Origin of the sequence: Acetobacter sp. JWB (assembly GCF_003323795.1) — a bacterium.
GTDB classification, from domain to species: Bacteria; Pseudomonadota; Alphaproteobacteria; order Acetobacterales; family Acetobacteraceae; genus Acetobacter; species Acetobacter oryzifermentans.
Window position 1 is genome coordinate 1127468 of sequence record NZ_CP030871.1, and the last position, 22377, is coordinate 1149844.

The following is a 22377-nucleotide window of genomic DNA, read 5'->3' on the forward strand; positions in this document are numbered from 1 at the left end:
ATGAAGTTCACGCTATCTTGGTTGTATGACCATCTGGATACGCAGGCCACGCTGGAAGAAATCTGCGCAAAGCTGAACCAGATTGGGCTTGAGGTTGAAAGCGTTGAAAACCGTGGCGCGGCGATTGAGCCATTTTTAACGGCCCGTATTCTGGATGCCCAACCGCACCCTAATGCAGACCGCCTTCAGGTGTGCCGGGTAGATGCGGGCCCCGGTTTTCAGGATGTGCAGGTGGTATGTGGTGCCCCCAATGCACGCAAAGGGCTAGCTGTTATTTTTGCCAAACCGGGTACCTATGTGCCGGGCTTGGATATTACCATCAAGGCTGGCAAGATTCGTGGTGAAGCCAGCGGCGGTATGCTGTGCTCCCTGCGTGAACTGGGTCTTGGTGAAGAAAGCAACGGCATTGCAGAACTGCCGGAAGATACGCTGCCCGGCCAGTCCTATGCTGATTTTGCTGGCCTTGATGATGTGGTGATCGACATTGCCATTACTCCCAACCGAGGTGATGCGCTGGGCGTACGCGGCGTTGCGCGGGATCTGGCCGCTGCAGGGCTTGGCACGTTGCGCCCGTGGCTGGCAGAAACGGTGGAAGGCACATTTGAATCCCCCGTGGTGTGGGATATCTCCTACCCAGAAGCCTGCCCGTGGGTGTTGGGCCGCACTATTCGTGGTGTGAAAAACGGCCCTAGCCCGGAATGGCTTCAGCGCAAGTTGGAAAGCATTGGCCTGCGCCCGATTTCCGCGCTGGTGGATATCACCAACTATTTCTGTTTCGATCTCGGCCGCCCGCTGCACGTGTTTGATGCTGCCAAAATTGCCGGTGGCAAGCTGACAATCTGCCGGGGTGAGGGGGAACAGTTCCGGGCGCTGGATGGGCAGGATTATACAGTTGGCCCAGAAGACTGCGTGATTGCAGATCAGGCTGGCGTACAGTCTTTGGCCGGAATTATGGGCGGTGAGGCCACAGGTGCAACAGCAGAAACCACAGATGTATTTGTGGAATGTGCCCTATTTGATGCCGTGAAAATTGCTCTGAGCGCCCGCCGTGTGGGGGTTTCCTCGGATTCCAGCTATCGGTTTGAGCGTGGGGTAGATCCAGCCCTGCCAGTTTCGGCGTTGGAAGCGGCAACACGCTTGATTATTGAACTCTGTGGTGGTGAGGCCAGCGAAGTTGTTTCTGCCGGGGCGCAGCCTGCTTGGCAGCGCGATGCCACGTTGCGTTTTGCCCGCGTGCGCGATCTGGGTGGGCTGGATGTGCCTGCTGATGAAAGCGTGGACCTGCTGGAAAAACTGGGTTTTGAGGTGCAGGACCGTAACAATACGCAGGTGCGTGTAAGCGTGCCATCATGGCGGAATGATATTGCCCAAAAGCCTATTCTGGCACAGGGCGAGGGTATTCCGGCTGATGTTGCCGCCAAGGCTGCGGAAGGTGTTGCCGCTATAGAATCAGAAAGCGATCTGGTTGAAGAAGTGCTGCGCCTTAAAGGGCTGGATGCCGTGCCTGCGGTGCCGCTGCCATCTGTGGTGGTTGTGCCAGAAGCTGCACTTACGCCTCGTCAGGCGCGTCTGGCACTTGCGCGGCGCTTTTTGGCTGCTCGCGGGCTTACAGAAACAGTCGGTTTCTCTTTCGTCTCGCACGAGGAGGCTGAACGGTTTGGTGGCGCGCCGGAATCCCTGCGTTTGCTCAACCCCATTGCGTCTGATCTAGACCAGATGCGCCCCACACCCATGATCAATCTGTTGGCTGCGGTTAAGCATAACAGCGCACGTGGCTGGGGTGATCTGGGGCTGTTTGAAGTTGGCCCAGCCTTTGCAGAAAATAGCCAGCAACCTGTGGTAGCCGGTGTGCGCTCTGGCCACACACCGCGTTATCCGGGGCGGGCGGGGCAGCCTGTTTCTCTGTGGGCGGTTAAGGCAGATGCGCTGGAACTGCTCCAGCAGCTTGGTGTAAACCCAGATGCCATGAGCACCACCACAGATGCGCCGGGCTGGTATCATCCCGGTCGTTCTGGCGTGCTGCGGCAGGGGCCAAAAAACGTGCTGGCCTATTTTGGTGAATTGCATCCATCTCTGCTTCAGGCCGAGGGTATTGATGTGCCGGTTGTAGGGTTTGAATTGCTGCCAGATATGGTGCCAGACCCCAAACGCAAAAAGAAAGTCGCACCGCGTCTTTCTGCGTTCCAGCCAGTGCGGCGTGATTTTGCATTTGTTGTGGCGCGCGATGTGCCGGGTGAAAAGCTGCTGCGTGCTGTGCGTGGGGCAGAGCGCCAGCTTGTTGCAGATGTAAGCCTGTTTGATGTGTATGAAGGCCCGCACGTGCCAGAAGGGCATCGCTCTATTGGTGTGGAAGTTACGCTTCAGCCAATGGATAAAAGCCTGACAGATGCGGAACTGGAAGCTGTATCTGAAAAAATTGTTGCCGCTGTTACCAAGGCAACGGGTGCAACCCTGCGTTAAGCAGAAGGAGCTGGGTTGTATGAAGGAAAAGCGCATCATGGCAGGCAGGGCTGAAAACATGAGTTGGAAGAAAACTGTTTTCCTGTCTGCCTTGTTGTGTGGCTTGGCGGGTGGCGTTTTGCCACAGGCGCGGGCCGAACAAATTACAGGGGCCGGTTCCAGCTTTGCCGCGCCCTTGTATCAGTCATGGTCTGCTCATTCTGCGGCGCAAACAGGTGTGCAGCTTAATTATCAGACCATTGGTTCTGGCGCTGGGCAGAATCAGGTTTTGGCTGGCACAGTGGATTTTGGTGCATCCGATGCCCCAATGCCTCATGCGCGGCTGGAGGCTGGGCATTTGCTCCAGTTTCCTACCGCTATTGGTGGCATTGTTATTATTGCCAATGTACCAGGCGTGCCAGAAGGTGCGTTGCGTCTTACTGGCCCCGTTCTGGCAGCTATTTATGATGGTTCCATCACGCAATGGAATGATCCGCAGATTGTTGCGCTCAACCCCGGTGTCACGTTGCCGGATCTGCCCGTGGCTCCGCTACACCGGGCAGACGGATCTGGCACAACCTATGTGTTTACAGAATATCTCGGCCGGGTTTCCCCCACGTGGGAGAAGCAGGTGGGGCGCGGCACGTCTGTTGCATGGCCTGTTGGTGCAGGTGCGCGCGGGAATGATGGTATTGCCTCTTACGTAAAAAATACAGAAGGCAGTGTGGGGTATGCGGAATACGCTTATGCGGAACGCAACCACCTTTCCACCGTTGTTCTGCAAAACCGGGCAGGGGAATTTGTGGTGCCCTCTGTTAACAGTTTTACGCGGGCGGCAGAAAACGCCACATGGGATCAAGCAGACATGACAGCTTCGCTTTGTGATGCAGATGGAGCCGGAAGCTGGCCGATTGTAACCACCACCTATGCATTGGTGCCGCGTGAAGCAAATGAAGCAAACCACGGAAACGCTGTAAGAACGTTCTTCCGTTGGGGCGTGAAGGATGGAGAGGCCGCCAGCCGGGAGCTGGACTATGTGCCATTGCCTGCAACTGTGCGAGATGCCGTTCTGGAGCGGCTGAAATAGGCGGATAACAGGGTTATTCGGTTCTTCCCGCGTTCATCCTGCGGTTGTCCCACGTTTCATCCACAGATTCTGTGGATAACGTATGAACCGGGATAAGTTACTGCACCCATGCCTGAGAGAATAAAAGCTGGTTTACGGGTGTAAACAACAGGTTTTTCAGGCGTGGGGATGTTAAAATTACAGCATCTTTTTCAATGGCTGGAGCTACGGGGGCTTGTTCCATAACCAGTTTGTCGGCCTCTTGCCACAAGGCGTTTTGTGCTTGGGCTGTCAGGCTAACATCCGTTTTGGCTTTATCCATCAGTCTTTGCACATCGTGATTGCAAAAGCCGGGAATATTGATGGAGCTGTCTGAACCGGGATGAATATTTTCACACCCCAATAAAGCATCCAAAAAATTGGAAGCCGATGGATAATCGGCAGACCAAGAGGCCACGCCAATCTGCACATGGTTATCTGAATTCTGCATGTAGGAAAAAGCCAGCGCACTGCTAAGTGGGCGTAGGTTGGCGCGGTAGCCAAGGTTTTGCAACATATCCCGCACCCATGCGCCCATAGCCAGATCAACACTGGTATTGGCAGCAATTACCGTGACTTTCTGGCCATATGTTCCGCTTTCACGCACCAGATTGCGGGCTTTTTCCATATCCACGCCGCGCCACATAGGGGCAGGGGATTCGGGAGAGGCATCTTTAGTATAAAAACACTGCGTAGAGGGAGCTGGCAAAGTAGAAGGCAACATCCCGCAGAGTGGGCGCGCAATACCGGGGCCACCATAAAGAATGGTCATGGCCTTGCGGTTGAGTGCGTAATTGACGGCTTGCCGCGCCTTGAGGGAAGAAAAAGGCGCCTCCCGCATGTTCATGGGTAGGAAATACATGGCCGGGTGGCGCAACACATGTGTCTGGCCAGCAAACCGGCTGCCTAATTCCCCAAGTCGGTCTAGGGGGATGGGGTCTGCCATCCAGTCATACTGCCCGTTTTCTACGGCGGTTACGGCAGCTTCATCCGGTATGCCAAAGGTGTATTCTATGTCATCAGGGTAGCCGAGAGGCTGTGCCTGTGCACTCCATTCCTTAAAATATGGATTGCGTGCCAGCTTTAAAAACCGGTTCGGGTCATACACTGTAAGCTGATAGGGGCCGGTGCTTGGTAAAGGCACATTGCCGGTATCATGGTCTGGCGTATTGGCCGGTAAAATCACGGCGTGCGTAAATGCCAGTTTATGCAGGAATTCTGTATCAGGCGTGGTGAGATGAAATGTAATGCTGCGTGTGGCAGGGTTTTCTACAACCCCTTCAAGCTTGCAGTCTGTCGGGCTGCGTAGGCAGGCATCGGCCCCTTTGATAGCCCCGTAAAAAGACCCTGCCGTTGGGCTGCCAACACGAAAAATCCGTCGGAAGGATGCCACAACATCAGCCGTGGTGACAGGCTGCCCGGTGGAAAAAATAATGCCTTCACGCAGGCGGAAAGTGTAGGTCAGGCCACCATCTTCGGGGTGTGGAAGGTCTTCAGCCAAATCTGGCACCACGTCTGCCCCAGCCAGACCATCTGCTTTGCGGAAGGTGGTTAACCCATCATACACATTGGCAAACAGATTAATGTATTTGCCGGAGTAATTGATCTGGGGATCTAATGTGCCGCCAGAAGAGGCCGCAACCAAGCGTAAAGTGCCCCCCATATGTGGGACGGATGCGGCAGGGGCATCTAAAATAGGCGCGGCCATACCTGCTTTTGTTGTGCTGGCTGTAAGCAGCAGACAAAAACAGGCACAGCGAAACAGCTTGCCAGACTTACTGGCCAGAATTCTGCTCCATAGCCGCTTCAGGGGAAGGAGATGTCATCAACGTGCTAAGGTTTTTGTAAAGGGACGACACCATCATTATGCCCACAACTATTGTGGCGATAATAATGCAGATTCGTACAAATTTACTGGTCATAGCGCATTGAGCCGCCACCATAGTTGGTGGTGGAGTGCTTATAAGGGTTGGTACCCTGCTGCGGTGTAAGAGGGGGGCGGTACCAGCCAGGCGCGGCACGCCCATGGTTTGAGCCGGGGTGATAATAGTGCCGGTGCGGATCATGCGCGCAGGCAGCAAGCCCAAATCCGGCCAGCAACATAAGGGCGACCTTGTACGTGCGCCGCAATGAAGAAAACTGTTTCATCATACCTCCAGCATAGCGTTGTTTGGGCCTGTTCGCCAAGAACAAAGCAGGTAGGCGCTGATATGTGGCGTGCAAGCCCGATGCGTTCACATAATGGCAAGAAAATGCGTGAATAATGAGGCCAATGCTTTGGGTAATATGGCTAGGGCAGTGCATGCCATGTTAGGGATAACGCGTATATAATGCGGAAGCTGCCATTTCCTTGCCTTATCATGATGATAACGGCTCAGGCAGTATGGATGTTGGTGTTGGATATAGGGAATAGCGTGGCATGGCGGTAACGGGTCTGGCAGCGGTACTGCTTGTTATTGCGCTGCTTTTGGTGGTGGTGAGCACCGTGCAGCCCATTGCGCGCAAGCTGGAACTGTCTGAAACGGTTCTGCTGGCTATTGTGGGTATTATCATCGGGTCTTTGGCAGATGTGGCTCTGCGCAGTTCCCACACTTCGGCCTTCAATGGCATTGCAGAGGCGCTGCTTGATTTCCCGCTGAACAGTGAAGAATTTCTGCTCATCTTTCTGCCCGCGCTGGTGTTTCAGGGCGCGTTGGCCATTGATGTACGGCGCCTCGCGCATGAAACAGGTACTGTTTTGCTTCTGGCTGTGGTGGCGGTTGTTATTGCCACGGCCACTATTGGCTTTGCGTTGTATCCCTTTGCCCAGATGCCGCTGGTGGTCTGCCTGCTGCTTGGATCTATTGTGGCCACGACTGATCCTTCCGCTGTGGCCGGGATTTTCCGAGATATTGGGGCCGCAACACGCCTAACACGGCTGGTGGAGGGTGAGGCACTGCTGAATGATGCGGCGGCTATTTCCATCTTTTCCATTCTGCTGCCCTCCGTCACGCTGCATAAAGCCATCCATCTGGGTGATGCGTTGATCTCCTTCGTGGTCTCCTTTGTGGGGGCGCTTATTGTTGGGGTGGTTGTCGGGCGGCTCACATTGGTCATGATGTCCGCTATTGCCAGTTCGGCAGCGGAAATTACGCTAACAGTGGCGCTGCCTTACGTGGTGTACATCCTCTCAGACGAAATTCTGGGGGTTTCCGGCGTGGTGGCCACAGCGGCCGCAGGGCTTACGCTGTCTGTGTACGGGCCATCCACCATTCGGCCGCAAACGTGGCTGTTTCTCAACCAGCTTTGGCAGCAATTGGTCTTTTGGGCGGGATCCTTGGTGTTTGTGCTGGCCTCCATGCTGGTACCGCGCCTGCTGGTGGGCATGACCCGGTGGGATTGGGTGCTTATCCTTATTGCCAGTGTGGCGGGGTTGGCTGCACGTGCAGCTGTGGTGTTTGGCATGTTGCCGCTATTGGCATGGACACGCCTTTCCCCACCCGTGCCCACACCATTTAAGGTGACAATGGTGTGGGGGGGCTTGCGTGGGGCCATTACATTGGCGCTGGCGTTGGCCGTTACGGAAAACGAACACGTTTCCACGCCGGTTGCGCATTTTATCGGTATTATTGCCACCGGGTTCGTGTTGATTACGCTGCTTGTTAACGGCACCACGCTGCGTTCCCTCGTGCTGTTTCTCAAGCTGGATCGTCTGTCCCCCATTGATGAAGCCATGCGCCATCAGGTGCTGAGTATCGGGCTGGGCAATGTGTGCAACCGCGCCAAGGAACTGGGGGATGAACTTGGTTTCAGCGCAGATGCCACGCGCTCGGTTGTTGATCATCTAGAACGCCGGGCAGAGGAAGAACAGGCAGCTAATGAGTTTGACCGCGCACTGTCTGATATCCAGCGCGTTAATCTGGCGCTGATTACCATTGCCAGTCAGGAACGCTCCATGCTGCTGGATCTGTTCCGTATGCAGGGGCTTTCTCGCCGGGTGATGGAAACATTGCTACGGTCTTCCGAAGCAGCAATTGATGGTGCACGGCTGGAAGGGCGTTTGGGGTATGTGCGCGCGCTGCGTAAACGGTTGAGTCCATCTTTGCGCTTCAAGGCGGCGCAATGGGTGCATAATCATTTGCATCTGGATCGGCCGCTGATGCTGTGCATGGCGGAACGGTTTGAAATGCTGATGGTGGCGCATTTCATTTCCATCTCTCTCACACGTTTCATGCACGAGCGGCTGGAACCCACATTGGGCAGCCGTATTGGGGAAATTGTGGCCGAGGTGCTCTCTCGCCAGCGCAAGTTGCTGGATGAGGCGCTGGAAACCTTGCGCTTGCATTATCATGGCTATGCCGAGGCGCTGGAAAACCGGATTTTCCGCCAGATTGCCCTGCGCCTGGAAAGTGAAGAATACACAACCCTGCTTTCAGAATCCCTCATCAGTGATGAACTTAGCCGTGAACTGCTGAAAGAGCTGGAACGCCGCAGGCATCGTCTGATCAAGCGGATGAGCTTTGATCTGCGCAGTGGCATAGAAGACCGGCTAAAACATGCAGCCATCTTTAAGGGGTTGCCGGGGGCAGAACTGCATGATCTGGCCACGACCACATCCTTGCGTTTTGTGGCCCCGCAGGAGGTAATCTGCCGGAAAGGGCGCAAGATGGGCGCCATCTATTTTATTAGCGCCGGTTTGGCAGAAAGCCACGTTGCGGGGGCCGATGTGCTGTATGGCGCAGGGGATCTGATAGGCGCGCAGGAGGCTTTGCATGGCTGGCGTTGCCCCGGCACCATCCGTGCCGTGCAGTTTGGGCATTTCATGGTGATTACGGCCAGCCGCTTCCAGCGCTTGATTGAAGATTACCCCGTGGTGCTGGAAAACATTCAAAACATCCTGCGCAAGCGTGAAGCAGGCGAACGGCCTATTGCTCTTTTGCCTGGCTCAAACCGTAAGGTGGAGGATGATGCTGGCAAGGATGCGCTTATGCTGTTGGCCCCCAAAAGCCAGTTGCCGCCTTCATCCACACCAAAAGAATAAGCGGCCTTAATGATGTGGGCATAAAAAACGGCGCGGAGCCAACAGGCCCGCGCCGTTTTTGTATATATACGCCGTAAATTTTATAGGCGGGTAATGGGTGGCGGCACAGAATTGCTCTGGCGCAGGGCAAGGCCAATTTGTAGCCAGCTTATGCCGCTTACAATCAGTTCTGCACCCACAAATGTACCAATCAACCACAGGCCAGACCACGGCAAGGTAAAGTACAGGCAGAGGCCAACAAGCAGGCTGATAAGCCCGCTACCCAGAATAATCACCCAGCCCGGCATACCGCGTGCTTGCAGGGCCAGAGCGCAGCGCAGCACGCCTACAACCACAAAGCAGGCAGATACAAAAATGGTAATGGCAACGGAACCTGTGGCTGGTTCTTCTATAAGAAGGTAACCGCCAGCGGCGTAGAGAAGCCCGCATAGCAGGGAAAAAATAAAGCCGCCCCAATCGCGTACAGCAAAGGCATGTACTATCTGCATAATGCCAGCAGCAATTAGCAGTGCGCCAATAAATATGGTGCTGGCAAGGGTTACGGAAACCGCATCAATACAGGCAATAAAGCCCAATATAATAAGGGCGAGACCCAACGCCACAAATAGCCCCCATTTTTTAGCAAATGGCATGCTGAGTAATCCTTTCTTTTCAATTTTATGGGTCGATTGCACGACTATGCACTGCAGAATGGAAGAAAGCGCAACGGAAAAAGTTGACACTGCGCCCGGGGTTTCGTAATTCCTGCCTCCATTGCCGGGAATGTGGACAAATCGGCCAGAAGGGGAGCACGCCCCGCTGGTAATACGGTTTGCGCCCGCTCCGATCCGTGGTGGACGGGGACTACCGGTGTAACGACGGACATCTGCCCGATGTTCCGCCTGTTAAGAGAGAAGAGCGCACTATGAGCAAGCGCCTTGAGAGCAAGTATAAAATTAACCGTCGCCTTGGTGTAAACCTGTGGGGCCGCGCCAAATCTCCGGTTAACCGTCGCGAATATGGTCCGGGCCAGCATGGCCAGCGCCGTAAGGGCAAGCCGTCTGACTTCTCCGTTCAGCTGATGGCTAAGCAGAAGCTGAAGGGTTACTACGGTAACATTACAGAAAAGCAGTTCCGCCGCTATTATCAGGAAGCCGTGCGCCGCAAGGGGGATACGTCTGAAAACCTGATCAACCTGCTGGAACGCCGTCTGGATGCCGTTGTGTACCGGATGAAGTTTGCAATCACGCCGTTTGCATCCCGTCAGTTCATCAGCCATGGCCACATTCTGGTTAACGGCAAAAAGATGAACATCCCTTCCTACCTCGTGAAGGATGGTGACGTTATCGAAGTGCGTGAAAAATCCAAGCAGCTGGCTATCGTTCTGGATGCCGCGCAGTCTGCCGAACGCGATGTGCCGGAATACATGGAAGTGGATCATCGCCAGATGAAGGGCACGTACCTGCGTGGCCCGCAGCTTTCCGATGTGCCGTATCCGGTGCAGATGGAACCGAATCTGGTGGTCGAATACTACTCCCGTTAATCGGCGTTTAGGTTCGTTTTATACCGCGCCGGGTGGAGGGATTTCTCTCCATCCGGCGTTTGCCGTTTTTACTCATGTTTGTTTCGGAACAGAGCCCTTATGTCTGATACCGCATCCGCCCCTCTTAGCAGTGACATTACCCGCCGCCGGACCTTTGCTATTATCTCGCATCCGGATGCTGGTAAAACCACGCTGACAGAACGGATATTGCGGGCAGGTGGGGCTATTCAGATGGCGGGCAACGTGCGCGCCAAGGGCGAACGCCGCCGCACACGGTCTGACTGGATGGGCATTGAGCGTGACCGTGGGATTTCCGTTGTCAGCTCGGTTATGACGTTCGATTACGGCGGCTGTGTTTTCAACCTGCTGGATACACCCGGACATGAAGACTTTTCTGAAGATACCTACCGTACCTTAACAGCCGTAGATTCCGCCGTAATGGTGATTGACGCCGCTAAGGGCATTGAAGATCGTACACGCAAGCTGTTCGAGATTTGCCGCCTGCGTGATATTCCGATTGTTACCTTCATCAACAAGATGGACCGTGAGGCGCAGGATCCATTTGCTCTGCTGGATGAAATTGCATCATCCCTTGCGCTAGATACATCTCCTGCCACATGGCCGGTGGGGCGCGCGGCCACGTTTGTTGGTACTTACGATATTCTTACCAAAAAACTGCACACAACGGTTGATCTGCCAGAAGATGATGCCCGCCTTGTGCAGATGCGTGAGGAACTGGAGCTGGTAGAAGCCGCGCTGCCGGAGTTTGATAAAGAATCCTTCGATGCCGGGCACCTTACCCCCGTGTTCTTCGGGAGTGCGATCAAGGAAATTGGGGTGACCGATCTGCTGGATGCACTGGTGGCTTTTGGCCCGCCCCCGCGCGATCAGGCCGCAGAAACCCGTGTGGTAAAGGCCACGGAGCCGAACATGACGGCGCTGGTGTTTAAAATTCAGGCGAATATGGATCCCAACCATCGTGACCGTATTGCCTTTGCCCGTATCTGTTCTGGCAAGCTAAGCCGTGGCATGCGCCTTAAACACACGCGCACAGGCAAAAGCTTTGCAGTGCATACGCCACAGTTCTTTTTTGCGCAGGATAGACATCTGGCAGAAGAAGCCTTCGCTGGGGATGTGGTGGGTATTCCCAACCACGGCACCTTGCGCATTGGCGATACGCTAACAGAGGGTGAAGATATCCAGTTTACCGGTGTGCCGCATTTTGCCCCGGAAATTCTGCGCCGCGTGCGGCTGGATGACGCCATGAAGGCCAAAAAGCTCAAACAGGCGCTGGTGCAGCTGGCGGAAGAAGGTGTGGTGCAGTTGTTCCGCCCGCAAGATGGCGCGCAGCCGATTGTTGGCGTTGTGGGTACTTTGCAGCTTGATGTGCTGCAATCTCGCCTGAAAGCAGAGTACGGTGTAGCCATTGGTTTTGATTCCACGCCGTATTCTTTGGCCCGCTGGATTACCGGCCCGCGTGAAAAAATTGAGGCCTTTGCCGCTGCACATCGCTCCGCCATGGCGGATGATCTGGATGATGATCCGGTGTTTCTGGCCACCTCAGCATTTATGATGCGCCGTACGGAAGAACAGAACCCGGATATCAACTTCCATGATATCAAGCAGATTGGTGTGGAAATTAAATAAGCAATTTAACGCTGGCGCATCATATGGTGCGCAGTGTTTTGCTCATGTTGCAGAAGGTACTGGCTGGTTGGCAGAATAGCGTTTTGCTCCAGCCATGTTGCTACGTTTTTGGCAGGTACGCAGGCTAGCATGTCGTATTCTTTATTGGCATGTTGCCTCCAACTTTCTTCTACTTTCTCAAAAGTCAGCCGGGTTTTTAATACAAGCCCAATATCCAACACGCGGGTATGAGGGTGCCGCACTGCCATAAGTGGCTGTTCAACCTGTAGGTTTTTGGCATCCAGCCCCAATTCTTCTGTGGCTTCTGCTAAAATCTGTTCGGCCAGATTGATACTTTCGGCATCTGTGCGTTTTTCAATGCTACCAGCAGGCGGGCTTTGCCAAAAATTTCCCTGATAGATAGATGATGGGTTACGGCGGCCTAACACATATCCATCTGGCGTACGCACTAACCCGACCACAGCTAATGGTTGCAGCCGCAAAAATGGAAAAAGCGCAGGGTTCTTCATTTGCGCAAATACGCGACGATACTCTGTCCAGTAACCTTTAATAACGGTACGCGTTACGCAGGAGGCCGAAAAGACGCAGCCATTAAATAAGGCTGGCGTTGTTGCACAGGCTTGCTGCCAGAGATGCGTAATTTCCTGCTCGATATCTGCCGGAACAGCCGGAGGTGATGGTTCTACATCAATGCGGAATGAAGCAGAAAGGGGGAGGGCAGGCCATGGGCCACCAAAAGAACGGGTCATGCCTTACCCTAATGTGAGATGCGGTTAAAAGAAAAGGGAGCCACAAGGGCCCCCTTTCCATCGCAATCGGTTTTTTGAACAGCCGTAATGCTGAGTATCAGGCAACTGCCTGTTTCAGAGCTGCTGTCAGATCCTTTGTGGTGGCATTGCCGCCCAGATCCTTCGTGCGCACTGTACCGTTGGTGATAACCTTTTTGATACCGGCATCAATACGGTCAGCCAGATCATCACGGTTCACGTGGCGCAGCATCATAACAGCAGCCAGCAGCAGAGCCAGTGGGTTGGCAATGCCTTTGCCTGCGATATCTGGTGCAGAACCATGCACGGCTTCAAACACAGCGGCTTTTTCACCAATGTTTGCACCCGGTGCCATACCCAGACCACCAACCAGACCGGCCGTAAGGTCAGAAAGGATATCACCAAACAGGTTGGAGGTTACAATCACATCAAACTGCCACGGGTTGATGACAAGCTGCATGGCGCAGGCATCTACAATCCGTTCATTGAATTCAACGCGGCCTTTGTATTCTTCTGCAACCTTGCGGCCTTCTTCAAGGAACAGGCCTGTCAGCAGTTTGAGGATATTGGCCTTGTGAACAATGGTTACCGTTTTGCGGTTATTCTTGACCGCATATTCAAAGGCAAACTTTACAATCCGGCGGCATTCTGCGCGGGAGTTAAAGCCAGAGCTTAGCGCAATGCCCTTGGGGTCATCCCCTACCGGAATGTAATGTTCCATTGCTGCATAATAACCTTCAAGGTTTTCACGGAACAGAACAAGGTCGATATCATCAAACCGACCACCGGGAATGATGGTTTTGGTTGGGCGCAGGTTGGCAAACAGGCCAAATTCCTGACGCAGGGTTACGTTGATGGATTTAAACCCACCACCAACTGGAGTTGTCAGCGGGCCTTTCAGGGCCAGGCCAGTGCGCCGGATGCTTTCAATTGTCTGCTTGGGCAGCGGGTCATTTACCGCGTCCACACCCGCCATACCGGCCAGTTGGCGATCCCATACAAATGGGGCCCCAACGGTATCCAGAATTTCGGTAACTGATTCAACAATTTCAGGGCCGATGCCATCACCTGCAATAAGAGTGGCTGGAATGGTCTTGCTGTCTGTCGTCATTCTGAGAAGCTCCCTTCAACTTCGTAGCCTGTTTTGCGCCCGTTTTACGGTGCATGCGATTCTCAATTTCGTGACCAGAGAGGAAAGACTCCGTCTCTCACGGCCTCTTGAGAGGTGCGCATGCTGTTTTCAGCCATTTCTGTGCATCAGATGGCAGGTGAGGGCCTACCTGATCCAAGATTTGAGCATGGTACGCGTCCAGCACGGCGGTATCTTCCGGGCCTAACAGGGCGAGGTCAATCAGCCGTCTGTCAAAAGGAGCCAATGTAAGGGTTTCAAATGCCAGAAAAGCTCGATCGGAATGCGGCATGTCATTCCGGTAGATCATTACCAGTGTTTCCAGACGAATGCCGTAGGCGCCGGGTTTGTAAAAGCCCGGTTCGTTGGAAATCACCATGCCTTCTTCCAGCGTAATGGGAGAAGGCATTTTAGAAATACGTGCAGGCCCTTCATGCACGGAAAGAAAGCTGCCAACACCGTGGCCGGTGCCGTGGTCATAATCCAACCCAGCCTGCCACAGGTCAAACCGTGCCAGTGCATCTAGCGCGTGGCCTTTGGTGCCAACAGGAAACCGCGCACGGCCCAAACGTAAATTACCTTTGAGCACGCGGGTAAATACGTCTTTCAAGCTGGCCGGTGGCGCGTCAGGGCCTGTCCAGACAGTGCGGGTAACATCGGTTGTGCCTTCGGGGTACTGGCCACCGCTATCAATCAGATAAACTTCGTTATTCTGAAGTTTTCGGTCACTTTCCGGCGTAACGCGGTAATGAATAATGGCTCCATTGGGGCCAGAACCGGAAATGGCGGGAAAGGATTCCTCCCGGTAGTCCTTCCCTTCAGCACGAAAGGCATCAAGCTGTGTAGCGGCTTCAAGCTCTGTGCAGTTGCGGCCCTTTGTATCCAGCCAATGCAGGAAACGGCAAAGTGCGACACCATCACGCAGATGGGCTGTACGCATGCCCATCTGTTCCACTTTGTTTTTGCGGGCCTTGGGCAGCAGGCACGGGTCTGGTGTTTCCTGCACTGTTGCGCCGTGGCGGGTGAGCGTTTGGCCAAACCAGACGGCATTGCTGGCAGGATCTACACCAACGGTTTTGCTTTTCAGGGTTGCCAGAATCTGCTCCATCTCCTGCGGTGCATGCACGCGCACGGAAGAGCCGAGCCATTCCTTAATGTTTGTCGGGATTTTTTCTGGCTTTATAAATAGATCGACTGAGTTGTTTGCATGCACCAGCGCAAATGCCAAAGCTACGGGTGTGCAGGGAATATCGGAGCCTCGAATATTCAGTAGCCACGCAATAGAGGCGGAATCGCTCAGAACCGCAGCATCCTGACCATTCTGGGTAAGAATTGCAGCAATTTCCTGCCGTTTTTCGGCAGAGCTGCGGCCAGCAAAGGCCAGCGGGTGCATACAGGCTGGGGCAGAGGGAAAAGCCGGGCGATCTGCCCAGATATCATCTACCAGATTGCGAGATGTTGGCACCAGTATGACGCCGCTTTGGGCTACAAACGGGCGTAGTTCCGCGGTGCTCATCACACGCGGATCGTAACCTACGCGGGTTTCTGGTTTGGCTTGCTCCTTCAGCCACATGGCCGGAGGTGTCTGGCTGATATGCAGGCGTTGCCAGCACGTACCGTCCACCTGTTGATCCATCTGGGTAATGTAACGACCATCAGAAAACACAGCGGCTGTATGGGGCAGCACAATGGCTATGCCTGCGCTGCCCGTAAAACCAGTTAACCATGCCAGACGTTCAGCACAGGCTGGTGTGTATTCCCCCAAAAACTCATCGCTATGGGGCACAATCAGGCCATCCAACCCCTCGTTTTGCAAAAGGGTGCGTAGCGCAGCCAACCGGGCGGAAGATGCAGACGTCATGAAAACTGTGTCCTGAAATAACGTAGGAAAAGAAAAGGCTGATCAGGCTGTTTTTCGAACAGGAAGAACCGGGCGGCGTAGAATAAGGGTGGCCCATTCTCCTTCTGTCAATTCCTGCTCAAGAACCAGCCCCTGCCGCCGATGCGCGGCCAACACCATACGTACTTGTGTGCGCAACAACCCTGCCAGAATAACCGTGCCGCCGGGGGCCAGATACCGTGCCAGATCTTTGGCCATCAGGCACAAAGGGCGGGCCAGAATATTGGCAAAAACCAGATCAAACGGTGCGGCCTTCCAGATGGCAGGCGTTTGCCACCCATTGCCCAAGCGGCATGTAAGCACGCGCCCAAGCTGGTTACGCTTGGCATTTTGTGCCGCTACGCGCACAGACCACGGCTCAATATCCACGGCCAATACTTTTTGGTGCAGCAATGCCGCAGCAGCCATGGCCAGAATACCGGTGCCGCAGCCCAGATCCAAAATCCGGCGAGGGCGACGGTAAGCCACACGCTCCAGCGCGCGCAGGCACCCGCGGGTGGAGCCATGCTCGCCTGATCCAAAAGCTACGCCCGCATCCAGCGTGAGCACAATTCGGGTGGCATTTTTAGAATCGGGCAAATGCGTGCCACGCACCACAAAACGGCGGCCCACTTCCTGTTCGGGAAAAGCCTCATACGTGCGGGCCAGCCAGCCTTCTGCTTCCGTGCTGGTGCGTTCCAGTGGAGCGGTAACGCCACTTGTCAGTTCGGCCAGCACAAGGCTGGCGGTTAGTTCATCTTCCCGGTGTCCGGTATCTTTCACGCCTTCTACCCGCCACAGGGTGCCTTCCGGGTTGGCTTCAAAAATACCAACCGTGGCGCACACGCTGCCAATGGCGTTTTCGTAAGCTTCCACCGCCGCTTCCGGCACAGTGACAGAAATGGTTTCAAGGCTGGTGGCATGACGGCGGGTAGGAGGAGCCATTAGATTTTCTCGATAAAGGATGAAAGAAGACGTTTGGTGCCGACAGATTCAAAAGACACTTCAACATGGTGCCGATCTGCCGAAATAACGATGCCTTCCCCAAAGCGGGGGTGGCGTACATGGTCACCTAGTTGCAGTGCCGGTGCGGCTTCCAGCATGGGGTCTTTTCTGCGGCGGGCAATAATGGGGCCGTTATCAAACACGGATTCGGAAAGGTTAAGGCCTTGCCGTTGGAACGTACCGCCTTCATCATGGCGAACCACGTGTTCATCTGGCAGTTCGTCTAAAAAGCGGCTGGGCATGGAAGGCTGCCAGTTGGCGTAAATACGCCGACGGCCAGCATGAAAGATAATGGCTTCCTGCCGTGCGCGTGTAATGCCCACGTAAGCCAGCCTGCGTTCTTCCTCCAGCCCTTTCAGGCCACCTTCATCCAACGTGCGTTGAGAGGGAAAAACACCTTCCTCCCACCCGGGCAGAAAGACTGTATCGAATTCAAGCCCTTTGGCGCCATGCAGGGTCATGATGGACAGGTAATCATCCTGCCCGTTTTCATCATGATCCATCACAAGGGCAACGTGTTCTAAAAACTCGCCCAGCGTTCTAAAATCAGCCAGCGCACGTGTCAGTTCCTTCAGGTTTTCCAGCCGCCCCGGCGCATCGGGGGAGCGATCCTGCCGCCACATATCCAGATACCCGCTTTCTTCCAGCAGGTGTTCAACAGCCACCACATGGCCTTCACGCGCTAAAATATCGCGTGTGCTGGCAAAGGCTTCCATCAACTGGCGTAAATGGGCGGCGGATTTTCCTTTAAGCGCGTTATCTTCCAGCAGCTTTTCCGTGCCGCCGGTAAGGGGCAGGCTGTTGGCGCGGGCAGCAGCATGCAGCTTTTGCAACCCGGCAGGGCCAACGCCGCGTTTGGGTACATTGATAATACGCTCAAACGCCAGATCATCCGCCGGTTGGCTTAGCACGCGCATATAGGCCAGTGCATCACGTATTTCTGCACGTTCATAAAAACGCAGGCCACCTACAATGCGATAGGGTAGGCCAGTTTGCATAAGCCGTTCTTCAAACGCGCGGGTTTGAAAGCCCGCACGCACCAGAATGGCTATTTCTTTTAAAGCGTGGCCTTGTGCGCGTAGTTTTTCTGCCTGTTCGCATACCATGCGGGCTTCTGTATCCGAATCCCACACACCAAGAACGCTAACTTTTTTACCTTCTGCATCTTCTCTGCCAGGGCGAAGTGTCTTGCCTAACCGTTCGCTATTATGGGCGATAAGCCCTGCGGCAGCCCCCAGAATATGCCGGGTAGAGCGATAATTGCGTTCTAGCCGCACAACCTTGGCGGAGGGAAAATCTTTTTCAAACCGCAGAATGTTTTCAACTTCTGCACCACGCCATGAGTAGATGGATTGGTCATCATCCCCCACGCAGCAGATATTGGCTGGGCCTTCTGCGTGTTTGGCCAGCAGACGCAGCCAGAGGTATTGAATGGTGTTGGTATCCTGATACTCATCCACCAGAATGTAACGGAACAGGCGATGATACTGTGCCAGCACATCAGGCCGTGTGCGCAAAATTTCGGTTACATGCAGCATCAGATCACCAAAATCGCAGGCGTTCAGTTGCTTCAGGCGGGCCTGATACGCGGTGTAAATGGCGCGGGCGTGGCCGTTGGCAAAGTCCGAATCCTCGGAGGGGGTAATGCGCTCTGGTGTAAGCCCGCGGTCTTTCCAGCGCTGAATAACGCCTAAAAGGCCAGGAGCAGGCCAGCGTTTGATATCAATCTGCCACGGTGCCATAACCTGTTTGAGCAGGCGCAGCTGGTCATCCGTATCCAGAATTGTAAAGCTTTGTGTGAGCCCCACATATTCGGCATGGCGGCGCAGCATACGCGCACACAGGGCATGAAATGTGCCTAACCATAGCCCTTCTGCCGGACTGCCCAAAAGCAGCCCAATACGCTCATGCATTTCTCGCGCAGCTTTATTGGTAAAGGTTACTGTCAGGATCTGCCATGGCTTGGCCCGGCCTGTCAGCAGGATATGCGCAAAGCGGGTGGTTAAAACCCGTGTTTTGCCTGTGCCAGCACCAGCCAGCACCAGCAAAGGGCCATCCGTTGTTTCAATAGCAGCGCGCTGTTCGGGGTTAAGACGAGCCAGATAACTGTCACCCGATGCAGACGGAGATGAAAAAAGCGGGGCGGAGGGGTGTTCGGACGTATTCACCATGCCTTTATATAAGCATGTGCGCTTCAGGCCAAACGGAGCAATGGAATGGGGAGACAGTCGGCTGAGCAGAAAAGGCAAAAAAAGCCCAGCAGCTTTGCAGTAAAGGCTGACACAACCCAAGGTTGTTTAAATGCGCCGCAAGGTGCCCTGCCTGTTTTTGAAAGCACCGGCCCTACAGGGCATCGCAAACGTATGCGCCAACGCGTGTTGGCCCAGGGCGCAGCTTCCTTGGCTGATTACGAATTGCTGGAAATGCTGTTGTATGTCGGGATTCCACGTAAAGATACAAAGCCCTTGGCAAAAAGCCTTATCAATACGTTTGGTACTTTGCAGGCTGTGCTGGAAGCAGGAGAAGAAAATCTGCGCCAGATCAGTGGTGTTACACGGGCAAGTGCCGCAGTGTTGCAAGATGTGGCCTGCGTGGCAGACCGGTTGCCAGAAAGTGGTGAGGAATCACGCCAGTTTTTGGGCAACTGGGACAGTATTTTAGAATATGCAGATGTTTATCTGGCAAATGCCCCCAGAGGGCAGGTGCGTGCCTTGTTTCTGGATAGCCGCAACCAGTTAATTGCCGATGAAACGGTGCCAGCGTTTTTGCATGAAGGCAGCAGCCATGAGGCTATGGCCTGTATTCGGCAGGCTGTGGCGCTGGTTTTGCAACGTGCATTGGCTTTGCATGCCTGTGCGTTGGTAACTGTGGATTTAGTGGCAGAAAATCAAACGCTGGATCAAAGCCTTGCGCAAAATGCGCCTTTTGTAAGGGAATTGCAGCGTAGCGCCCCATTGTTGGCGGTGGAGGTGCATGATCATATTACCATTGGGTGGGGTGAATGGCGTAGCTTTAACCACCACGCAGGGCCGAAATTTTGACGCGCCCACCTACAAAACCCGAAAAAAAAGCGACAAGTCAATTTGCTGATGCCACGCATTTTCGGCTGAATGTTTCAACTGCGGAAGCTATTGCGTTTCCAGCCGAAATTTATGGCGGCACAGTGCCAGAAGCTTCTGAGGCGGAAGAAACGGATTTTTCTCTGCTATGCAGGCTTATAGTACAGGCACAGCCGCGTAATGCTAAAGCACAGGAACAGGCACAGAACTTATTACATGAATATGGAAACCTGTCCGCAGTAATGGCAGCTATAAGCTGGCAGGAGCCAAGTAAAAGCATAAAGGCATTGCCAGAGGCTGCACGCGTTTTGCTGATGTTGGCGCGTGAAACTGGGTTGCGTATCCAACGCGCAAGATTACGCCGTTCTGGCATATTGGCTGATAGCACACAGCTTTATGCGTATTTACGGGCTGTTATGGGGCCTGAAAAGCGCGAACAGGTGCGCGTATTGTTTCTAAATGAAAAGCACCAGCTTCTGGTTGATGATGTTATGGGGCAGGGCACGGTGGATCATACGCCTGTTTACCCGCGGGAAATTGTATCACGCGCCTTGCAGCTCAAAGCTACTATTCTGGTGTTGGTGCATAATCACCCAAGCGGAGACCCAACGCCTTCAGCCGATGATGTGGTGATGACAACGCAAATTTGTGGTGCAGCAAAAATTATGAATATCCACGTATGGGATCATATTATTGTTGCCGGAGAAAAGCTGTTGAGCATGCGTGAAGCAGGGCTTCTGTAAATATCTTGCTTCACGCAGTGTCTTAACTGGCGGCTGTGTCTTCTTTTGGTTCCGGGGCAGCGGTTTTGGTGGCCAGTGGCCCCAAAGCATCCTGAATACCCAAATTGCCGGGAAGTGCGCCGTAGGGGAACAGAATATTCACATGCCCCATTTTACGGCCAACGTGGGCTTCTTTCTTGCCGTATAAGTGCGGAATAAAGCCTTGAGTAGCCATAATTTGTGGCAACAGAGCCATATCTTCCGGCCCAACCAGATTTTTCATGATGGCATCAGAATGGCGCACAGCATGGGGCAAAGGCAGCCCCGCAACTGCACGGATGTGCATGTCAAACTGATCCTGTGGGCAGGCGTTCATGGTCCAGTGGCCCGAATTATGGGGGCGAGGGGCCATTTCGTTCACCAACAGGTTGCCGGTGCGATCAACAAACATCTCAACGCCCAGAATGCCAACCAATTCCAGTTTTTCTGCAATAGTGGTGGCCAGTTTTACGGCCTGCGCGGCAATGTTTGGATCAATAGGGGCCGGAGCTAGTGTAAGGTCTAGAATACCATTCCAGTGCCGGTTGAGCGCTGGATCAAAACACCGCACCGTACCATCGGCACTGCGCACCACCATAACGCTAATTTCGCAGGCAAAATCTACCATACCTTCTGCAACCAGAGGATGTGGTGCCAAGGCGTTAAAAGCATCTTCCAGATCATGGATATGGTGCACACGGCGCTGGCCTTTGCCATCATATCCATTGCGGGTAGTTTTGAGAATCAGCGGTAAGCAAACTTTTTCTGCGGCTTCATGTAGGGTTTTTACGTCTGTGACCGCGTGCCACGGTGCTAATGGGATGCCAGCAGAAGCAAAAAAAGTTTTTTCAGCCAGTCTATCTTGGCTGATGCGCAAAATATGGCCCGAAGGATGCACAGGACAGTGTGTGGCCAAAAGGTCTAACGCATCTGCACTGATGTTTTCAAACTCAAAAGTTACAACATCAACCGTGCTGGCAAATGCATCCAGTGCTGCCGGATCATCATACTTGCCGCATGTTACAGCGTGAGAAACCTGAGCCGCCGGGCCATTGGCCTCGGTTGTCAGAATATGTGTGCGAAACCCAAGGCGTGCAGCTGCAATGGCAGACATACGGCCAAGCTGGCCACCGCCCACAATGCCGATAACGGCATTGGGCTTAAGCGGAGAATGTGAGAAGGTCATTTATCTTCGGTAATGGGGGAGTTGGGGACAGAGGCTGTTTGCAATGCACGCCATGTTTCAAGCCGCGCAGCAAGGGCCGGATTGTGCAGCGCCAGAATGGAGGCTGCCAGCAAGGCTGCATTTTTTGCCCCGGATGCACCAATAGCCAAAGTGCCCACGGGCACGCCACCGGGCATCTGCACAATAGAAAGCAGGCTGTCCATGCCTTTAAGTGCGCGGGATTCTACCGGAACACCTAAAACGGGCAGGCGTGTCCATGCCGCGCACATACCCGGCAGATGCGCAGCTCCGCCAGCACCAGCAATAATGACGTTTAGCCCGCGTTCGGCTGCCGTGCGTGCGTAATCAGCCAGCCGATCTGGTGTGCGATGTGCTGAAACAATTAGGGTTTCATGCGGGATTTCCAGCTCGGTCAGCAATCCATCCGCATGGCGCATGGTTTCCCAATCTGACTGGCTGCCCATGATAATCCCCACAACTGGGGCAGAGGCTGCTTTGTCATCTAAAGCATCGGAAGCGGAGGGCAGGGGGGCGGTTTCGCTCACGGTAGGTATCTATCCGGGTTTTCTAAAGTCTGTAACGGGGTGGTTTAGGCGATATCATCAGGGATCAGAAGGCTTTCAACCTTGGTGATCTGATCTTTTAACAGGAGTTTACGCTTTTTAAGCCGCTGGAGATATAGTTGATCAATAAAGGTGGTTTCATGCCCCATCCGGCTGATAACTGTATCCAGATCTCTGTGTTCACTACGCAGTTCATGCAGTTGGGCAAGCAGTAAATCGCGATCTCGCAGCATGATGTCCTGTCTCCTTCACCACTGATGCGGAATCGTGCGCCGGGTCTGGCGGCCCGCAGAGT

18 protein-coding genes are annotated in these 22377 nt (G+C 54.1%); 7 read left to right on the top strand and 11 right to left on the bottom strand.

Features of this window, described 5'->3' with window-relative positions; all coding sequences use genetic code 11:
- Together pheT and pstS are read left to right on the top strand one after the other, a co-directional pair.
- A complete protein-coding gene (gene pheT / locus DS739_RS05405) occupies positions 1-2460 on the top strand; it encodes a phenylalanine--tRNA ligase subunit beta (RefSeq protein ID WP_006115114.1) in 2460 nt (819 codons plus the stop codon).
- 19 nt (positions 2461-2479) lie between these two features.
- Complete coding sequence (gene pstS / locus DS739_RS05410) at positions 2480-3526, top strand: phosphate ABC transporter substrate-binding protein PstS (RefSeq protein WP_081461398.1); 1047 nt, start codon at positions 2480-2482, stop codon at positions 3524-3526.
- A gap of 97 nt (positions 3527-3623) precedes the next feature.
- Here pstS and DS739_RS05415 read toward each other — a convergent pair whose 3' ends face one another.
- The gene (locus DS739_RS05415; RefSeq protein ID WP_035351521.1) at positions 3624-5333 is read right to left on the bottom strand and encodes an ABC transporter substrate-binding protein; all 1710 of its coding nucleotides are present in this window, start codon (positions 5331-5333) and stop codon (positions 3624-3626) included.
- Positions 5334-5455: 122 nt separating this feature from the next.
- Complete coding sequence (locus tag DS739_RS14420; protein ID WP_231621180.1) at positions 5456-5695, bottom strand: hypothetical protein; 240 nt, start codon at positions 5693-5695, stop codon at positions 5456-5458.
- 268 nt (positions 5696-5963) lie between these two features.
- Here DS739_RS14420 and DS739_RS05430 point away from each other — a divergent pair, with 268 nt between their 5' ends.
- Positions 5964-8564, top strand: a complete 2601-nt coding sequence (locus tag DS739_RS05430; protein ID WP_006115118.1) for a cation:proton antiporter — start codon at positions 5964-5966, stop codon at positions 8562-8564.
- Positions 8565-8644: 80 nt separating this feature from the next.
- Here the strand turns inward: DS739_RS05430 and DS739_RS05435 are convergent, their stop codons facing one another.
- Positions 8645-9196, bottom strand: a complete 552-nt coding sequence (locus DS739_RS05435) for an HdeD family acid-resistance protein (RefSeq protein ID WP_035351518.1) — start codon at positions 9194-9196, stop codon at positions 8645-8647.
- Between the two features lie 272 nt (positions 9197-9468).
- Here DS739_RS05435 and rpsD point away from each other — a divergent pair, with 272 nt between their 5' ends.
- Entirely contained in the window at positions 9469-10086 is a 618-nt protein-coding gene (gene rpsD, locus DS739_RS05440) for a 30S ribosomal protein S4 (protein ID WP_035351514.1), read from the top strand.
- Positions 10087-10185: 99 nt separating this feature from the next.
- Positions 10186-11733, top strand: coding sequence for a peptide chain release factor 3 (locus tag DS739_RS05445; protein WP_035351513.1), 1548 nt, complete (start codon positions 10186-10188; stop codon positions 11731-11733).
- A 5-nt stretch (positions 11734-11738) separates the two neighbouring features.
- Here DS739_RS05445 and DS739_RS05450 read toward each other — a convergent pair whose 3' ends face one another.
- The 5 genes from DS739_RS05450 to DS739_RS05470 form a co-directional block, all read right to left on the bottom strand.
- Complete coding sequence (locus tag DS739_RS05450) at positions 11739-12482, bottom strand: hypothetical protein (RefSeq protein ID WP_006115122.1); 744 nt, start codon at positions 12480-12482, stop codon at positions 11739-11741.
- Positions 12483-12579: 97 nt separating this feature from the next.
- Positions 12580-13611 (bottom strand): isocitrate/isopropylmalate dehydrogenase family protein, encoded by a 1032-nt coding sequence (locus DS739_RS05455; protein WP_006115123.1) that lies wholly within the window; start codon positions 13609-13611, stop codon positions 12580-12582.
- Positions 13612-13708: 97 nt separating this feature from the next.
- Positions 13709-15490, bottom strand: coding sequence for an aminopeptidase P family protein (locus DS739_RS05460; RefSeq protein WP_006115124.1), 1782 nt, complete (start codon positions 15488-15490; stop codon positions 13709-13711).
- Between the two features lie 42 nt (positions 15491-15532).
- Complete coding sequence (locus DS739_RS05465) at positions 15533-16453, bottom strand: 50S ribosomal protein L11 methyltransferase (RefSeq protein ID WP_006115125.1); 921 nt, start codon at positions 16451-16453, stop codon at positions 15533-15535.
- Entirely contained in the window at positions 16453-18684 is a 2232-nt protein-coding gene (locus DS739_RS05470) for an ATP-dependent helicase (protein ID WP_035351511.1), read from the bottom strand. Before DS739_RS05470 ends, DS739_RS05465 begins: the two co-directional genes overlap by 1 nt.
- A gap of 45 nt (positions 18685-18729) precedes the next feature.
- On the opposite strand from DS739_RS05470, the gene DS739_RS05475 reads away from it, so the two are divergent.
- The gene (locus DS739_RS05475; RefSeq protein WP_006115127.1) at positions 18730-19554 is read left to right on the top strand and encodes a RadC family protein; all 825 of its coding nucleotides are present in this window, start codon (positions 18730-18732) and stop codon (positions 19552-19554) included.
- Entirely contained in the window at positions 19551-20315 is a 765-nt protein-coding gene (locus DS739_RS05480; protein ID WP_006115128.1) for a RadC family protein, read from the top strand. The genes DS739_RS05475 and DS739_RS05480 overlap by 4 nt, the downstream gene beginning before the upstream one ends.
- A gap of 22 nt (positions 20316-20337) precedes the next feature.
- Here the strand turns inward: DS739_RS05480 and DS739_RS05485 are convergent, their stop codons facing one another.
- The 3 genes from DS739_RS05485 to DS739_RS05495 are packed head-to-tail and all read right to left on the bottom strand — an operon-like array spanning position 20338 to position 22315.
- A complete protein-coding gene (locus DS739_RS05485) occupies positions 20338-21519 on the bottom strand; it encodes a 5-(carboxyamino)imidazole ribonucleotide synthase (protein ID WP_006115129.1) in 1182 nt (393 codons plus the stop codon).
- Complete coding sequence (gene purE / locus DS739_RS05490; RefSeq protein WP_006115130.1) at positions 21516-22064, bottom strand: 5-(carboxyamino)imidazole ribonucleotide mutase; 549 nt, start codon at positions 22062-22064, stop codon at positions 21516-21518. The genes DS739_RS05485 and purE overlap by 4 nt, the downstream gene beginning before the upstream one ends.
- 44 nt (positions 22065-22108) lie before the next feature.
- Complete coding sequence (locus tag DS739_RS05495; RefSeq protein WP_006115131.1) at positions 22109-22315, bottom strand: YdcH family protein; 207 nt, start codon at positions 22313-22315, stop codon at positions 22109-22111.
- Positions 22316-22377: the final 62 nt, after the last annotated feature.